14 protein-coding genes and 1 pseudogene are annotated in these 17338 nt (G+C 30.1%); 4 read left to right on the top strand and 11 right to left on the bottom strand.

All coding sequences use genetic code 11. The features are described 5' to 3' along the window. The first annotated feature begins 1471 nt into the window (after positions 1-1471). On the top strand, positions 1472-3484 hold the full coding sequence (locus LACDD01_RS10980) for a DUF262 domain-containing protein (protein WP_061415264.1): 2013 nt from the start codon (positions 1472-1474) through the stop codon (positions 3482-3484). Between the two features lie 121 nt (positions 3485-3605). On the opposite strand, the gene LACDD01_RS10985 is transcribed toward LACDD01_RS10980, so the two are convergent. The 4 genes from LACDD01_RS10985 to LACDD01_RS11000 all read right to left on the bottom strand — a co-directional run bounded on the left by LACDD01_RS10985 (position 3606) and on the right by LACDD01_RS11000 (position 6502). Continuing rightward, positions 3606-4175 carry a recombinase family protein gene (locus LACDD01_RS10985; protein WP_061415267.1) on the bottom strand — a complete coding sequence of 190 codons (570 nt, stop codon included), beginning with the start codon at positions 4173-4175 and terminating at the stop codon, positions 3606-3608. Between the two features lie 214 nt (positions 4176-4389). Continuing rightward, positions 4390-5556 carry a hypothetical protein gene (locus LACDD01_RS10990; protein WP_231863447.1) on the bottom strand — a complete coding sequence of 389 codons (1167 nt, stop codon included), beginning with the start codon at positions 5554-5556 and terminating at the stop codon, positions 4390-4392. A 219-nt stretch (positions 5557-5775) separates the two neighbouring features. Then, positions 5776-6309, bottom strand: coding sequence for a DUF3278 domain-containing protein (locus tag LACDD01_RS10995; RefSeq protein WP_061415269.1), 534 nt, complete (start codon positions 6307-6309; stop codon positions 5776-5778). Next, positions 6299-6502: a helix-turn-helix transcriptional regulator gene (locus LACDD01_RS11000; RefSeq protein WP_061415270.1), complete on the bottom strand. Its 204-nt coding sequence runs from the start codon at positions 6500-6502 to the stop codon at positions 6299-6301. Before LACDD01_RS11000 ends, LACDD01_RS10995 begins: the two co-directional genes overlap by 11 nt. Before the next feature lie 514 nt (positions 6503-7016). On the opposite strand from LACDD01_RS11000, the gene LACDD01_RS12700 reads away from it, so the two are divergent. Beyond that, positions 7017-7085, top strand: a complete 69-nt coding sequence (locus tag LACDD01_RS12700) for a hypothetical protein (RefSeq protein ID WP_369814489.1) — start codon at positions 7017-7019, stop codon at positions 7083-7085. 1338 nt (positions 7086-8423) lie between these two features. Here LACDD01_RS12700 and LACDD01_RS12495 read toward each other — a convergent pair. Further along, positions 8424-8783: pseudogene (locus tag LACDD01_RS12495) on the bottom strand (transposase); the annotation flags it as partial. Between the two features lie 523 nt (positions 8784-9306). Continuing rightward, the gene (locus LACDD01_RS11010; protein ID WP_231863448.1) at positions 9307-9495 is read right to left on the bottom strand and encodes a prevent-host-death protein; all 189 of its coding nucleotides are present in this window, start codon (positions 9493-9495) and stop codon (positions 9307-9309) included. Between the two features lie 489 nt (positions 9496-9984). On the opposite strand from LACDD01_RS11010, the gene LACDD01_RS12705 reads away from it, so the two are divergent. Further along, positions 9985-10113, top strand: coding sequence for a helix-turn-helix domain-containing protein (locus LACDD01_RS12705; protein WP_082779310.1), 129 nt, complete (start codon positions 9985-9987; stop codon positions 10111-10113). Between the two features lie 490 nt (positions 10114-10603). Further along, positions 10604-10897: an IS30 family transposase gene (locus LACDD01_RS11015; RefSeq protein WP_061415272.1), complete on the top strand. Its 294-nt coding sequence runs from the start codon at positions 10604-10606 to the stop codon at positions 10895-10897. Between the two features lie 45 nt (positions 10898-10942). Here LACDD01_RS11015 and LACDD01_RS12560 read toward each other — a convergent pair whose 3' ends face one another. The 5 genes from LACDD01_RS12560 to LACDD01_RS11035 all read right to left on the bottom strand — a co-directional run bounded on the left by LACDD01_RS12560 (position 10943) and on the right by LACDD01_RS11035 (position 17207). After that, positions 10943-11110, bottom strand: a complete 168-nt coding sequence (locus LACDD01_RS12560) for a type I toxin-antitoxin system Fst family toxin (RefSeq protein ID WP_369814488.1) — start codon at positions 11108-11110, stop codon at positions 10943-10945. A 1945-nt stretch (positions 11111-13055) separates the two neighbouring features. Then, positions 13056-15020 (bottom strand): Rib/alpha-like domain-containing protein, encoded by a 1965-nt coding sequence (locus LACDD01_RS11020; protein WP_197458052.1) that lies wholly within the window; start codon positions 15018-15020, stop codon positions 13056-13058. A gap of 479 nt (positions 15021-15499) precedes the next feature. Further along, on the bottom strand, positions 15500-15892 hold the full coding sequence (locus LACDD01_RS11025) for a helix-turn-helix domain-containing protein (RefSeq protein WP_061415276.1): 393 nt from the start codon (positions 15890-15892) through the stop codon (positions 15500-15502). Positions 15893-16117: 225 nt separating this feature from the next. After that, complete coding sequence (locus tag LACDD01_RS11030; RefSeq protein ID WP_061415277.1) at positions 16118-16438, bottom strand: hypothetical protein; 321 nt, start codon at positions 16436-16438, stop codon at positions 16118-16120. A gap of 4 nt (positions 16439-16442) precedes the next feature. Further along, on the bottom strand, positions 16443-17207 hold the full coding sequence (locus LACDD01_RS11035) for a ParA family protein (RefSeq protein WP_061415279.1): 765 nt from the start codon (positions 17205-17207) through the stop codon (positions 16443-16445). Positions 17208-17338 lie beyond the last annotated feature (131 nt).

A 17338-nucleotide genomic window follows, 5' to 3' on the forward strand; every position in this document is an offset into this window, starting at 1 on the left:
ATGATACTTGAAATAGATAGTTATATAACCAAATAAAAAAAGAACAATAAATAAAAAAGATTATTAACTGAGATAACAATCAGTTAATAATCTTTTTTATTTCACCTTCAGAAAATGAATAGAATATCATTGTGTTCATAAAATTACCATTTTCTGAGCACTTTTTATTTTCTGCAATTTTTATCAATATCTTTTACACTTAGTGTTCATTAACTCGTAATTTAATCTATGTTCATTTATATATATTGTTTTTAGTTATAATACACGTTAAGAAGAATATTAATTAGCATACTGGTGTACATATACACATAACAGTATGTTGCATATACTTATATTAACTTTCAGAAAAACCAAAATATTACTGAGACATCTCAAAGGCTTATAATAATACATCAACTCTATAAAATGCCCTTCTTAAGCTTATCAATTACTACTTACTATAATAGATTACATTATTTCTTTTTGGTATAATAATGGGGTAGATGTTTAATAGACGGTGGCTCTCGAAGGGATGGTGATGCTTATGAATGTAAGTACAAAATCCAACAGAAAGGAGCGCTCTTATGATGGCTGTAGCAATGTTAGTGACTGCAATTTGTAGTTTTCTAATCAGTTTGCTTACGTTTGTCATCTTGTTGATTGAAAAAATCACAAAAAAATAAGGACCGTCTGACTTTGGCTAGTTAAAGGTCCTTATGATCTGAATTACGCCACCGACTTTTAATCGGCTACATAGGGCTTGTTTATAGCAAGCCCTTTTTTCTTTAGTTCTATTATAACACATAAAGTCACATATACAAGTTATTTTTAACTTATAAGTATAATTGCAAATGTAATTTAACTTGCACTACTAATTTACTGAAATATTTAGCTTTAAACAAAAAAGTATAAGAAAAGGCAGAAATAAAATTAGTAAGAGATTAATTTTAGATATATCTTTTGCCAACTCTTCTACAAATTTGAGGACGTTCCTCTTTAAATGATGAATCATTGTCCCTGGCATACTTTTTCCTTACTGATAAAGTCGACAATCATATCTCTCAAATTGGTCAAAAATACTAAAAACAGTAATATAAACCAACCTGTTAAGAGGTTTTCAATAATACCTAGATTTAAGATATGTACTTTTATATCCTTCTGGGACAAATTAAGCTTAATTTCTAAAGTTCTTATAAATCGGCCCAATTTCGTCACAATGCATGTATCTACCTTCAAATGTTAATTTCTATATTATTTTTAGTTATAATACATGTTTGAGAAGAATTTCAATCAACACTACATATATCAAACTCTACATGTACATATGTGTATACGCATATGTACATAAAGCTATTAATATAACCTATATTAATTTTTAGATAAATTACTTCTCATCCACCTTAATAGGCTTTACTGTCACATTACTCAATCAATTTATTTTGATATACTAATAGTATAAAAGATAATATCAATAAAGGGGACACAATCTAAAATGACCACTATTGCAATGGAAAATTTAAGTACATTATTCAGAGATAAGCTTTACCGAATTCCTGATTATCAAAGGGGTTATGCATGGACTGAAAAACAATTAGAAGAATTCTGGAATGACATAGAGCTGCTGGAGGATGGAAACAAAGAGCACTATCTAGGAGTACTAACGACTCAAGATGTCCCTTCAGAGGAATATAGCAAACTTGAAAATGATATGTGGTTGATCAAAAATAAGCATTATTCCCCAGTGTATATTGTAGATGGACAGCAACGTATTACTACATGTCTACTGTTACTATGCGCCATTGTTGAAATTTCAGAAGTCAAACACTCAGCTGAAGAAATAAACTATACAAATATTGAAGATATCAAAAAACGTTATTTTTACGAAAAAAAAGGAACTCATGAACTATATTCAATGATTTTTGGGTATCTATCAGATGATCCTCTACATACTTTCTTAGCAAAACATATCTATAAGATTCCTAATTTTGTCTTTAATTCTACTGAAATACATACAAAATATACTTCGAACTTAGAAAATGCTTTTGATTACTTCACTTCCAAACTAGAAGCACTTTCATTTAACGATATTGAGAATATATTCAGTAAACTAATAACACGTCTTGTATTCAACACTTATAATGTATCAGAAAGACTAGATGTATTTGTAACTTTTGAAACTATGAATAATAGAGGAAAAGAGTTATCTGTACTTGAGTTACTAAAAAATAGACTGATTTATCTTACGACTCTCAAACCTGATAATGATTCAAATGCTGACAAAGACATTAGGGAAAAAATTAATCAAACCTGGAAAAAACTATATGACTATTTGGGGAAGAATTCACAAAATCTCTTGGATGACGATACATTTCTCTCCGCATTTTTAAGTGTTTATCAATTTCCTGATGAAATCCTCTCTGATAGAGTTAAAATAACAAGATACCAAATTATGAGAGGACTTAATTTTCAGCTAATTGATAGAAATATTAACTCATATATCTTAGATGAAATATTTACAGTAAAAAATATAAGAAATGAAATTGTTACGTTAGATGACATCTACCAATTCATTTCTGAACTTTCTAAAAATGTTGTAATCTGGTACGAATTAGAAAACCAAATAGATGCAAATTATTCCAATCAACTATTACAACTGGTTTTAGAATATAATCAACTTACTTCCTTAAAAAATCGCTGGGATAGACCTACTGAAAAAATAAAAATATTTGAATATTTTATAAAAAATCCTGAAGAAGACAAAAGAGTAAAATTTTTAGAAACAATGAATTATATTAATTTAGTTTACATACTTTTTATTAAACCGAATGAATTTTCATTAAAGAGCGATTTTGCTTTTAAACTTCAAAATATGATTAGTCAGATAGAAGATAATGAAACAAGTGATTTTTCGAAGATAAAAAGAGATATCAACGCCCTTCTAAAAGACCGTCAAAATTTAGAAACAATAGTAGAACTGTTACGAATAAATGTAAAAAATGATTATAACGGTAAAAAAAGAGTAAACTACTATGAATCTTCTTTCCCAATTACATATATTCTCAGTAAATATGAAATATCAAAATTACATGAGAATAGAGAAGTTGTAACTAAAGAATTTTTACATGACTACTTGTTTGACAACAAAAAATATAACATTGAACATATTTTACCTCAATCGAAATCTCGGAATAAAAATTGGGACAGCATTTTAGACAATCTTGATCCTAATCAGAAACATAATTTAAAATTTACTTTGGGAAATCTTATCCGCATCTCTACAAATAAAAATAATGCCCTGGGCAATAAATCATTCGAGTACAAGTTGGGGAAATTTTCATCAGGAACTTATTCAGAACGTTTAATTGTTAGTACCTATGATACTTGGGATAAAGAAACAATTAAAAAAAGAGGACGAGAATTGCTCACCTTTCTTTTAAATCTACTTGGTGTTCCAAAATTAAACAATACTCAGAAAGATTATATTCTAGGTTTAGATGATTTTTAATAATTCATACTCCATCATTCAATATAATACTTACTTTATACTTCCATATTTTAATTGATAAAAAGATATCCAACTAAAGTTTCTTTGGATATCTTTTTATTATTAATGCTTACTATTTTATTTATCTGTTACTTTGAGATAAGTTTTCAAATCTTCTTTTTTGCGTTGCAATGCTTATACCAGTTTTTCGCTCAATCATTTTATAAGTCATCCCCTGCTTCTTTAGTTCAAAAGCAAAAGTAATTTGTTCTTCAGTAAACTTTTGAGGACGTCCTTCTTTAAATGAAGGATCATTATCTCTGGCATATTTTTTCCCTTCACTCGTACGATTGACAATCATATCTCTTTCGAACTGTGCAAATGCACTAAAAATCGTAAAGATAAGCTGACCTGTGGGAGTGTTATCAATAATACCCATATTTAGAATATGCACTTTTATATCATTCTGGAACAGATGCTGAATAATTTCTAACGCTTCTCGAGTATTTCTTGCAAATCGGTCCAACTTTGTCACAATAAGCATATCGTCTTTTTTGAGTTGATTAAGTAATTTTTGAAATTCTGGTCGCTCTGTTGTTGTCCCAGTAAATTTTTCTTGATAAATTTTTTCTGCTCCTGCAGCTTTTAAATTTTCAATTTGATTTTCTAATTTTTGATCTGTTGTACTCACTCGAGCGTATCCAAATTTCATAATTTCTCCTCTACTTATAACCCTTAGTTATGAGCCGTTAAAACCTCTTTATTTATAGTATACACAAAAAGAGCTCAAAACTGTTAAGTTATGAGCTACTTAATATAATTAATTTTCCATTTAAAACTTACTCGTGATTTTATTGTCAGATTTAAACTCTTTAAATCACTTTATAAATAGACTTAAAATTTACTTGAAGAGGGACGAAGTCACTTTATTTAAATTTGTTCTGGTATAGCATATTATAAATATATTGTAAATTTATAAACGGATTGTTCTGCTCTTTGAGTGTTTCTTGCTCTGTTTTCTTTACCCAATCTTGAATAGAACGTAAGCACTCCTCTTCATTTAAAATTTTATATCCAGGTTTATTAAGGAGAGCCATTGTATAAATTTCAAAACAACCTTTATCTGAAATTTGCATAAATAATTCATCACTTTGGAAAGTATATTGAGAATCATAAACCGAATGATAAGCACCGTCATTATGATAGAGTGCATAGCCACTAAAGTTCTTTGACTTTATTTCTACTACATCTTTATTATCAGTTTGCTTATAAGTCACAGTATCTGGAAAGTCTGTTGTTCTTGCAAAATCCATCATTGCGATTAAAACGGGATCATTATATTTATCATGCTTCATTTGATTGGCATAATAAACTGCATGATGTTGGATATTATAAATTGCAAAACGTCCAACAAAAAAAGTAAGAGAGAAAAATAAAATAAAATATTGAAGATATCTAAAGAAACGCTGACTTGACCATTCTTTCCACGTGAAGCGCACAAGAAATAACCAAAGGCTACCAAGAAGAAAGATAGTGAAGAGTTTTCTAAAAACTGAATCAAGAGGTAGAGATGACAGTTCATGAACAGAAAATCCATTTGTCAGTGAACGTATCAAAATGAAAATTATAAGTAAGGAATAAACGAGAACCGCAACAATTTTATTTTTCTTTGACTGAGGAAGTTGTTCCTCGATATAGGTCGTATGTTCTAGCTCACGTAACAAGTAAATCGTAATTAAGAGAGTGAGGATCAACCAAGCAAAAAAAATAGACGAGCTTATCATAATAGGACTTGCGCAAAGATTAAAGAAAAAGCTCAGGAGAATAAATAGGTTTATGTTTTCCCTTTGAAGAAGTCGAGTTGTAAAACCATCATATTTTTTTTGAACCTCCTCGGGTATCTCTTCCCATTTTAAAATACGGTTAAAATTTAATAATCTAACACTTATAATTCCACTATAAATAAGGGTAATAACGAGTCCAACCCAAAATGCAATATAATCATGCAAAACTAAAGCAAGATAAATAAACCATCCAACTGTAGTCAATGTAAGGCAAATGGATAAAAATATTAAAAACGTTCTTCTATTCAACTCTTTCTCCTATATTTATGGTTCTTCTAATAGTATGCATACTCAAAATTCCCCCTCAATTCTTTAATTATTTTAGATGAACTGACAAGCTGACATCCATTCATCACATTCCTTTGGCTGAACTCAATGCTAAACTTATTTGACCTTTTATAAATCCCATTATAGCAGAAACTGAAAATGAACTTTTGCAGTATACCCTATTGAACTATTTTTTTGCTGTTACTTAGTCTGTTTCTTTATCCTAAATCTACCTATAACATACATAAATCCACCAAAGAATATAGCTTGAAAAATAGATATGATTAGATTACGTGGTGTATGAATATATGAAACAATATTTTCATTTTCACTCATCCAGTTTATTAATGCTCCTAAAAAATACATACTTATTCCAAAATACAAACCTGCTAGTATTCCTGAAATCAAAACATTTTTCTTAGCTGTTTGAAAGTCTATTTTCTCTACTTCTACATCATTCAATTTACTCTTTTGACTGGCAATAATTAGATATGTGCCTACGACAAAAACACTCACAAATAGGTTAACACCAATATAAGTCCATAATGTCTGCAAAGGATATTTAAATGCAAAAAGGCATGCTATGAAATTAGCAATCATAAAATACCACCACAACCCCATAAAAGCATTATTACCTATCTTATTTACTTCTTTTTCTTTATATTCATCAAAGTCTCCAGCAATTCCGTAGAATCTTCTAATTACTTTTATTCTTAATGGCTCTTTATTTTTCATCAGTATTTTCCTCCCAAAACAGTTTATTTAAATCTGCATTTAACCTTTTAGCTAGTTTTATACATAAATCTAATGAAGGATTGTATTTATTATTTTCTATTAGATTTATTGTTTGTCTTGCCACTCCAATTTCCTTAGCTAAAGCAAACTGTGATAAACCTTCTCTTTCTCTGAAACTTCTTAAGTTATTCATGGAATCAGCTCCTTTAGTCACATATACATGACTAAGATAATAATATAAAAAAAAAGAAATATTGTCAATTATAATTGACAATATTTCTTTTTTTCATTAGATAATATATATCATGACAGATAGATATATCCTATGTAGTAAACCAAACCCAAAAAAATCAATAGATTATTCTGTATGTCTCTACTTATACAGTTACAGTCGTCTGATCTAGTCAATAAAAGTTGATACGAAAAGTTTATTTCCTTGACTAACTCAGAATATTGAATCCTTAAATTTATTATTTTATGACTATTTCGATGTAATGCGAACACACCTATTAGATAGTCAAAACTATTAAGTTATGAGTCTTTTATATATTATTAATTATTTTTTGTATAGTTTGACCAGTACTCAAAAATTTTTTACTGTTTAAAATAGTCCCTAGTAAATATAATCAAGCCAAAAATATAATAATATTTTTGATTGGAAAAAATTACCAACAACAGGTGATAAGAATACTGATATAACTATTGTTATTGGGTTTATGACATTATTATTATCTGTTGTAGCGTCCTTCTTAAAACATAAGAAAAAAGACGCATAGATAACAAAATTTAACATATCTCTCTTCATACTTTCTCGAGGATCTTTGCCTAAAAATAGTCCCCTTGTCACATAAGAGTTTTCTACTAAAAATATTGAATCCCACCATAACGGCTTCTTTTATTAAATTCCAACCTCTATCAGAAAAGCAGAGTTACATAGCATTCATAGTTAATTTTTCAAAAGTATATATGGGAATTATAGTATATACTAGGAATAGTTCATAACCATTTTCCTGAATAAAATCATCCATTCTTCTTTGTTTGGATATAAGAAAATTCTAAATTTACACATAATGGTACCATACATAGTTGCGGTTGTTATCTTATCTAGTACAGAAGTTTTTTGATATAATATAAAGGGCAATAAAAATAAATTTTTGATTTATTATTTTTTCTATTTGACACAGCTAACCACACCTTGCCAGTGTGGCTTTTTGTTATCATTTTACAAAACTAAAGTCAACTGATATAATTGTTTTTACTCATAAATAGGATATCCATCTAAGACGGCTGTCTGTTAAGTAGGGGTTTTAATTTGTTTATACGCTTACATTTTGTTATACTATTGGTGTAGGTTAAATTATTTTCCTTCTTTCTATGGTAGAGCATTATCAAGAGAATTTTTTGACTTATAATACTCATACTTTTAACTAAATCATGGGTAAACTACTCATACGCCTTGTCGCTCCTTGTGATTAGGCGTTTTAATATGCTATAATGAAGATGTCAGACACAAACCATTTACCAAGTCATATGCGTCTGGCTACGCTCCTATATTTTCCAGTTATAGGAGCTTTTAATATGTTATAATAATTGCAATTAAAATAAAATGATAATCTTTTTAAATTCTCTTGTCACGTCTTGACAACGTGGTTTATTTATACTATTAGATATTATTAATTATTTTTGATATAATTAATTTATGATTTCTCAAAGCGCTTACCCCACTCCCACGGTTGGTGAGTGCTTTTCTTTTTGGCAAGTTTTACAATATTTGATATACTTAATAAGTATGGGCATAGAATCGCGCTCCTTTCTTAAAACAATACTTTTGCGATTGAACTATGCTTAGACAAGCTCCCTCTTATCATAATTGCGGAGCTTTTTTAGTTCTTATTTAACAAAGACATTTTGTCAATAAAGAGTATGAAATTAGGAGTATAAACTGACAAAAACGGCTTTTTTCTACGATTTGTCAAGTATCAAGTATAATGTGTATTTACAATAAAAAAAGGTGAGATTCTTTTTCATTTCGAGGAGTTTACTATATAGTAAAATAACTTTATCTCCCCATAATTCAAAATAAGATGTTAAAATAATTTTGCACTCTAAACTTACTAACTTTTGGATTTTTTGTGCGTAATGAGGTAATGTAAGATTCTAATGAGTCGATGCATAGAAGCAATTGTATAGGGCTTGGTAGAAGCGTTAGGCGATTGCTTTTTTCTTTTCCTATAAGATTTCGCAATGCGATAAAGTTGAAGCCTACTTGCAGAGAAAATATTATGAATATCTCTGAAAAAAATTTTTTCTTACATAGAGGTTCCGCGTTTTGTAATATGTTCTTGGGCTAAATAATTTTCTGATTCATAACGCCTAAGATCAATGCTTATAAAGGCATTGATTTGGTTAGGTGTCCGAAAACAACGGCCATCCCCTAATTCACCAATAATAGAAGTCACTGTTGTTTCATCGATATAGTTCACATGAAAGAATTACTAAGGAGTAACTGCTCTCAAATTCCCTTCTATCTATAAAAATCATCAGCTACTTTTCATTTAACTTTATTAGCTGATATAACAAAATAATAAATTGGATTTGTTTTAGACTAATCCAATTTATTATTTTTAAAAACTACTCACAGTAAATTTGAAGACTACTAATACTCTACAAATAAGAATTATTGCTATTAACGTTATTAAATCTGTTTAAGAATTGTACTCATCCAATTAGATTTTGCAGGTAGCAACCTTAACACATACACCTCCAAATCTTCAATTACACTGTATTTTATTTTGGTATTAATACCAATTCGAAGAGACAAATTTGAACCAATCTTTGATGAAGTTTCAATTGTCTTAATAAAAGTAGGTACTTTTCTAGCAAAGCCAGATATATTACTATCGTAAGTCCCAGACTCTCCTTATAAAAAACGGCTTTTTGTGTAACTCTATACACTTGTTCTGCAACAACAACTGTATGCTTAATCAAACTCTACACCTAATTTCTCAGCAAATTCGTCGGGGGTGAGCTTTTTTCTGCTTTTAAGCTATGGTAACCTTTTTGAAATTCTTCTAAAAGACTAGCTGTTGCCTTAGTTTTTTCCCATTCTCCAAAATCTACTACTGCATATTTTGCTGTCCCATTTTTAGTTAAAATAACTTGAGATCCTTGAGAAACATCGCTCAAAGTCTGATTCTAATATCTCATATCTGATACAGGAACCATATTCTCCATTTTAATTAAAACATTACTTAATTTGTTTTAACACATCTACGTGGCTATTACAACAATGGTACCTTATCTAGCATATCCACCAGCAGTGATTTTATGGATATATAAATTAAATATAATATATAAAGTAGCATATAACTATTAAGTTATGAGATTTTAATACCATAATCACTTTTCCTTTTAAATCTTACTTCTGACTTCACAATAAATTTTACACTTCTCAAAACAAATTATAAGTAGACTTAAAATTTACAGCTTTAGTTCACTTATCAATGACTTCTATTTACCACAGTTCTCTTGATACATACATTCTAATCATATATATTGACATGATGCAACGTAACATGATATTATATAAATAACGAAAGTTTGTAGGAGTGGATTCTCACAAGTTCGAGCTACATGGAGATGTGGCTCTTTTTTTATCTTGAATTTATAATTTAGGTGCAACAGAAAAAGATTATCCATCTTACAATATTTGAACGAGAAAATATATTTTTAAGGTCTTCTCAAAACATTTCCGTTCGAGAAATTACCTGTCGGTTAAATCGCAGTGTATCAACTATTTCATGAGAACTTCGTAGAAATAGTAAAAATAAGTCCTATTCTCCCATTATTGCTCAAGCAACGTATCAAAAACAAAAACGTCGTTGTGGAAGAAAATCAATCTTCTCTGATCTTCAAATTTGGGATACTGTTTGTCATCTCTTCGTTGATTTACAATGGTTGCCTGAACAAATATCTGCATGCTTACAGTACGAAAAATCGGAAATAAAAGTCAGTTACACGTCATTATAGAGTTAATCTATAATGACGTGTTAAAGCTTGAAAAATTGATTCGTGGCAATCGTGGGTTAATTCGTTCACTACGTCACAGAGGCAGAACAAGGTACTCTAAAGGTCATCAGGAAAAGAGAGGTCCCATACGATTCATGAACGCCCGAAAGCGCAGACCAACGCCTAGAATTTGGACATTGGGAAGCCGATACCGTAGCTTAAAAAATTATCAAAACTCGTCAGCCATAAAATAATTGAACTTTTCCAAACGATTGAAGAAACTAAATTGAAGACAATTACTCCAGATAGAGGTAAGGAATTTTCTAAGCATCCAGAAGTAACTGAGCAACTCCATATTCCATTTTACTTTCCAGATGCCCATACCTCTTGGCAGAGAGGGACAAATAAAAACAAAAATGGATTAATTAGAGAATATTTACCTAAAAAGCAATCAATGGATGAAATTCCTAAAGAAACCATTCATAAATATATTGAGAAACTTAATCTAAGACCTAAAAAAGTCTTAGGATGGAAGGCACCTTATAAAATCTTTTTCGCTAAGATATCGCACTTAACTTGACAATTCAAGATACAAAAAACCACCGAGTTGAGTAGACTCAGTAGCTTAAAAAGTGGAATTAATGCGCTTTTTATGTCTGTTTTTCAACCAATTCTTGAACAGCTCAAGAACAACACCCAATACAATAGATTCGACTGCTGTTACGAAAGTTTGTAGTAGCAATTTCTCACCTCCTCCCCTAGGCAATATTGCATTGGTAAGGTGCGCCGTCAATAATTATATCATAAATTTATCTGGCTTTTTTCCGTGAATTTGAAAAAAATTTATAGCCTTTTTGAGAGAGGTTGAAAAGTTTGAGTTAATAATTCAATAAATTCTTTCTCAAACATTATTCGTGTTTGTTGTCATGATTATATAGCTTCTTCTGCCTCTAAGGGTTTCTTTGAGTAGTTCTATCCTTTTATTAAATCAATCGAAAATAGCCTTCGACAAGTCATATAACCTTTTTAGTAATACTCCCTTGGCTTAGAAGAGTTCTACTAAATATTCTATGTTGTTTTTATACTAACACCTTGTTTTATAGCATATTATATTTCTGATATTTTTAAAAAGATATAAAACAAAAAAATTCTCACTGAAGTAGACATCTCCCTATAAGAACAAATTTATGTTAAAATACTCGTCGCTTGCAAACGCGATACACATCTTTTCAAGATATTTTTCAAGTATTAAACGAAAAAATTTACTTTTCTAAAAACCTCCCTCAATACGAGGGAGGTACCAAGCTTAACTTTGTTAAAATACGCAAAAAAAGAATAATGGTTTTAGTGCTTGTTTTGGGGTGAGTAAGCTTGACACTTTTATTATATAAAATTATTTGAAATTTTAAAAGTAAAAAATACGTTGACAAGACATAGCAACCAATTGCAAAAGACTATGATATTTTATCACCTTATTATAATATAATGATTCTTTCTGGGATCGAACTAGCGAAAACCAAGTTATTAGCTCTGGGATTTAAGTAACTAATATAAGAACCTAAAATATCACTTACTCTTTATACAAATTTTATGAAGCTCTAGATATTTTTTGATCTTACAAAAAATATCTAGGGTGATTAGAACACATTAAAACGTCCACTACTGGCAGAGTGGACGTTACCCATACTTTGGTTAAAAGCCATGGACAATTTTATTATAGCATATTTTACAAAATAAATTTATTGAGTAGTTAAAAGCTCCACAAGTTATTAAAAGGTAAGTATCAAAAACACTCTATTAAAACATCAGGCTGTCAATATGTGACGATAGAATTTAAAAATATTATTATAGTATATTAAATGACCTTATAAAGTAGACGACTTAAAAGATCCTCTATTTATGATATACAAAATAATTATATCAGCTCAATTAAGATTTGTAAAAAAACAAAAAACACTCCCTAACCGTGGGAGTGGGGTGAGCACCGTAATCTGATTATGTACTAAGTATAGCAGAAATAAGCATATCTTTTCAATCAATAATGTAATAAAAAGGACTAATAAAGTATAACTTTATTAGTCCTTTTCGCTAGCATCTGTTCCAAACAAATACCTCGTTCATGAAAATATGAGAAGTTTTATTATTGCTACAATATCACTTCTAAACTTGTTAATGTCTCCCTTATCTACAAAAAGTTCTGAAATATAAATAAGAATTAACAAACCAACCTAATAAATTATGGCTTCTAAAAATATCCAATACATCTTTAGTTACAAGTTTAGTGTTAACAGTGTAACTTGTATCTAAAGAAAAAATTATTTACTACACTATGACTCACTTCATTCATAGGAGTATCTCCACTTATGATAATAAGGGATGTTACTCACGATTTAGTCAGAAGTTTTCAAATAAATATAATATTATAGAAATAAGTCAAAATAGGATTACTTACAGGCATTATATATATCAAATTAAAAATTTTTAAGTGAAAAACATATGTACCAAATACACTCTAAAATTTTATATCAAAAATACCTCAACACCCTATTACGAGGGACTTCTTCTTATATATTATTATATTAAAAACTTCCAATCACAGTTAAGCAACACTCACTGTATTAACTAGTTTTTCCTTCTGCTCCCCCTTTTATACAAACAATTAAGTTATAGATGTATCCCCCCCAAAAAAAGAAAAGAGAATTTATTCTCTTTTCCTTATTTAATCTACCTTTAAGCTATTATTGATTTTTTCGTTTTACTCTTCTCAAAATCATAGCAAATACTGCAAATAATAATCCAATTCCTGTCAATAGGAGCAATTTACTACTCATATTTTCTCCAGTCGAAGGAAGTAAGCCTTTTGAATTTGTTGATTTTTTATTGCTTGTTCCAAATAACTCGCCTGATGACTGAGTCTGCTTCTTATTCTCTGAGTTTGCACTATTACTTGCTGATTGAGTCTGATCCCCTTTTGTTCCATTAGATTTGTCATCATCTGGAGTTGTTGGCACATCCGTTACATTTACAGGAACTTCGACAATATCTGTGGTACCATCTGGATAAGTTACTGTAACTTGAACAGTACCCTTATCTCCAGCTGTGCTTGTATCTGGAATGGTACCTACATTGGTAATTGTACCCCCTGAGCCTGCTGGGATAGTGACCTTATCTTTCACATCATCCTCAGTGATTGGTGTGTCTTTTGGTACTTCGATACTGCCCACTCCTGGTTGGTATTTATCTTTGTCTGGAGTGGAATCAATATAAATAGGCTGATCAAGCCCAGCTGGACATGTCTCTAACTGGGTCCGTGAGTCTTTGACCGTCAAGTTAGCCCCATAAAAATAATCTTCTACTTTATATTTAGCTGTTGCTTCAAACACTACTCCAGACTTTTGAATATCATTATCTACCTTAAAGTTGAAAGATACCTTATTTTGATTAGATGCTCGTAAAATTCCAACATTAACCTTAATAGTCCGAGTATTGGTATCGTAAGTTATATTAGAAGGTAGAGTACTTTCTAATGTGAGTCCTTCTGGTACGACTATTTCCCAAGTCATATCATCTGAGTTGATAGCCCCTTCATTCTTAACTACTAAACTATAGTTAAGGGTATCTCCTCTCTTATATGGCTTATCAGCCCCATAGTTACTCTCAACTTTTTGTCCACTAGAACTTACTCTGGTTAATGTTTGATATAAATTTATAGAGGGACCAACTTCTAGTCCGACATTATCAAAAATATATCCTCGATTATTTTCATTTGGTAAATCGGAAACAACTGTAGATTTATTACCAGCTTTTAAAACCATCCTAACCGAAGTAACATCACTTGGTATTTGATACATTGCCCCTGCATCCGTATAGCCTTGAATTCCATTACCTGAAGCGGACAAATCAGATGTTTTACCATCCATTGCTGTTATCTTATTTCCGTTTTGATCGACTAAGTAACCAATACCAGATTCTCCACCGGTAGTGTTATTAGCAGAGCCATAAGCACTCTTAAAACTATAATGGAATCTCACAATTGAGTTAGGATTTACTGCTATTTCTTTTGAAATAATTTCTGTCCCCTCTTCACCTAGCTCTAAAAATCTTGTCGAATTAGAGGCTCTGTAACCATGATTAGGAGAAGCAAGGCCAATAGAGTAATCTCCACCGGTAGTGTTATTAGCTGGTTTTACAATGCCTAGAATCTTTTTACCATAACCGTTAGTATTAGAGGCTTCGTAGACTTTACCTGAATATCCTAATTTTATCTCAGTACTTGTAGCATTAGGGTTTTCTTTCACTAATTCTGGTAAGTGAGGTTCAACTATTGTGAATTTTTTTTGTTCAGAACCTGATTTCAAGGTCCACCCCTCATAATCTTCTGAACCTGTAAAATCTTTTTCCGACCAATTATATTTTACGGTACCAATATCATTAGGGCCATCATTACTTGTGTCTTGACCTGGTAGCCCGACTACATTTAAAACATGATCTCTTGTTACATTTTTATCTATCGCACCAGTAAAATCTCCTGAGTCAAAAGCATTTTCCCATGAATAAAATTTACCATTCTGTGGATTTGACCCAAAACCTAAATTATTTGGATTCTGATCAGGTGTGGTACATACTAACGATTTCCCTACCCCCACATTAGTAGAAACTGTTTGTCCTTGTGATACAGGTTGGTTCATTAAAGTAGCAGTCACAAGTATACTTACACAAGCTAGTCGAACTAACTTATGACTTCTTTTATTTTTCATTATTATAATTCCTTTCTCCCGCTTGTTAACGGATTCCTTTTTTACTACCTTTTTATTTTATTAACTGCTCTACTTTTACATCCTCCCTGTATAAATAATAGGTACAAGATCCCTCTTCTACTCAAATATATTATATTAAATATGTAATTAAATGTCAACATTGGTATTTCTTTGTATTATTTTTACAATATTGGGTAATAAATAGATTACTTAATATATTGTTTTATACGGTTTTTTTCCATTATATGTAAGTTTGTAAGTTAAAAAATTAAAAAAATTATTTTATAGGTGTTTTGTATTAAAAATACTACTTCCGTACATAAAAAAACATCTCTTTACGAGATGTTTTTTATGTACAAAATCGATCGTATAGTTAATTATTTGTTAATTATCGGTAGAGCACGAGAAGTAATCTAAAGTTATTTTTAAAAAGATTTATTTTTCAATTCCACATCTCCTTCTAACTCTTCTAGCTGTTCATTATTAAATCCAAAGTAAATGTGTGCTATTTGTTGATCTAAGAACCAATTTCTCAAAAGTTTTAGTAATGCAATTTTTTGATAAGAGTTTAACCTTGAGAATAAAACATCAACACTCTCTACTGATGACTCCTTCTCCTCACCAACAAGATAATCTATACTAACCCCAAAGTAACGAGCTAATTCAGTAACACGCTTTACTGAAGGTATTCTATCGTATTTATAATTATGTAGTGAATTTCTCGGCAAACCTAATTCTCGTTCTATTTGATTTATTGATTTATTCTGTTTTTTGGAAATTTCTTTTATACGCTCATAAAATAATGAGTGTTTAGTCATACTTACTCCCTTATCGTTGTTCTATTTTTTATAACCCTTATTACATAAATTTTATGAGAATATTCTAACACCAAAAAACTTTTTTTGTCAACCCCTATTTATTAATATTCTATTAAAACCCATCTTACTCTTTCTTTTCCTTTCAAAAATACACATAAACGCACACTGATATGTGTATGAGTGTGCGTTTATGTGTATGTGTATGTGTTTCTATTGGTACGCTAATTACTTGTTGTAGTCATTTATATACTGCTTAAAAATACAATTTGCCATTTCATTCCGACTTTTTGATTCTTTTTTTGCAATATCATCTAACCCCTTTAGAATTGATGGATAAACTAAAAGCTGAACTCTCTCACTTTTAGTTTCTGTTGCAGTTTTAGTTTCTACTAATTTTCTTTCAAGTTCTTTTATTTTTTTTTCATAATCAATACTACTATAGTTTTTTTTAATACTAGCCTCTTCGCCATCAACTTTTATGTTACCTAAAAAAGCTAGAGCAGGATTCTCATTTATGCTTTTTCCAAAATTCTTTTTTGTTGCCATGTTATTATCCTTCCAAATATTCTTCAATAAATTTTCTAATATCATTCGTTACATTAGCATTGGGAGCATACTCAAATATACTTTTTTTCATTGCCTGAGCTTCAGCAAGTGCTACTGCATTTCTAATAGATTGGTTAAATATCTTTGTATCGAAAATACTTGTAAGTTCATCTAGTTGTTCTCTAATTCCTTTACTTAGCAGCAAGCGACTATCATAAAATCCGAGAAGAAAACCTGCGATTTTTAAATTCTTATTTGTATATTTTTGAACTGGTTTTATACTATTCGATAGTAAACCAATTCCATTTAAGCTATATGAATCTGCTTTAACAGGGATAATACAATCATCAGAAGCAGTTAATGCATTCATAATTATTGTAGGAGAAGCAGGAGGAGTATCCAAAATTATAAAATCATACTGATTTTCAATTTCCTTTAAGGCTTCAGCAAGACGATAAGGTTGGTCTGGTTTTCCTTGTAGTTCAAAGTCAATTTGCATCATGTCTGGAACTGAAGGTATAAAATCAATATTACCAACAGTATAAATTGTATCTTTGATATTTTTCTTTTGCATAAATACATCATAAATACTATTTTCAATATTTAAGATGCCATCTGGCATAAGAGTATAAGTAGTGTTTTGTTGTTGGTCTAAATCTATTAGTAATACTCTATAGCCTAACTCCGCAAGACCAGAAGCAGTAAATTGAGAGTCTGTACTTTTGGCAACTCCCCCTTTAAAATTTACAAATGATGTCTTTCTTGCCATTCTTTTCTCCTTTTATATTGTATATACATATAATTATACACATAGTTATATGTGTTGTCAAGTGATGTGTGTATTAATTTAAACACATGTTTATATACACATAAATATATATATGTATGTTCATATAAAAA

The sequence above is a fragment of the Lactococcus sp. DD01 genome, assembly GCF_001578715.1.
Classification (GTDB): Bacteria; Bacillota; Bacilli; order Lactobacillales; family Streptococcaceae; genus Lactococcus; species Lactococcus petauri.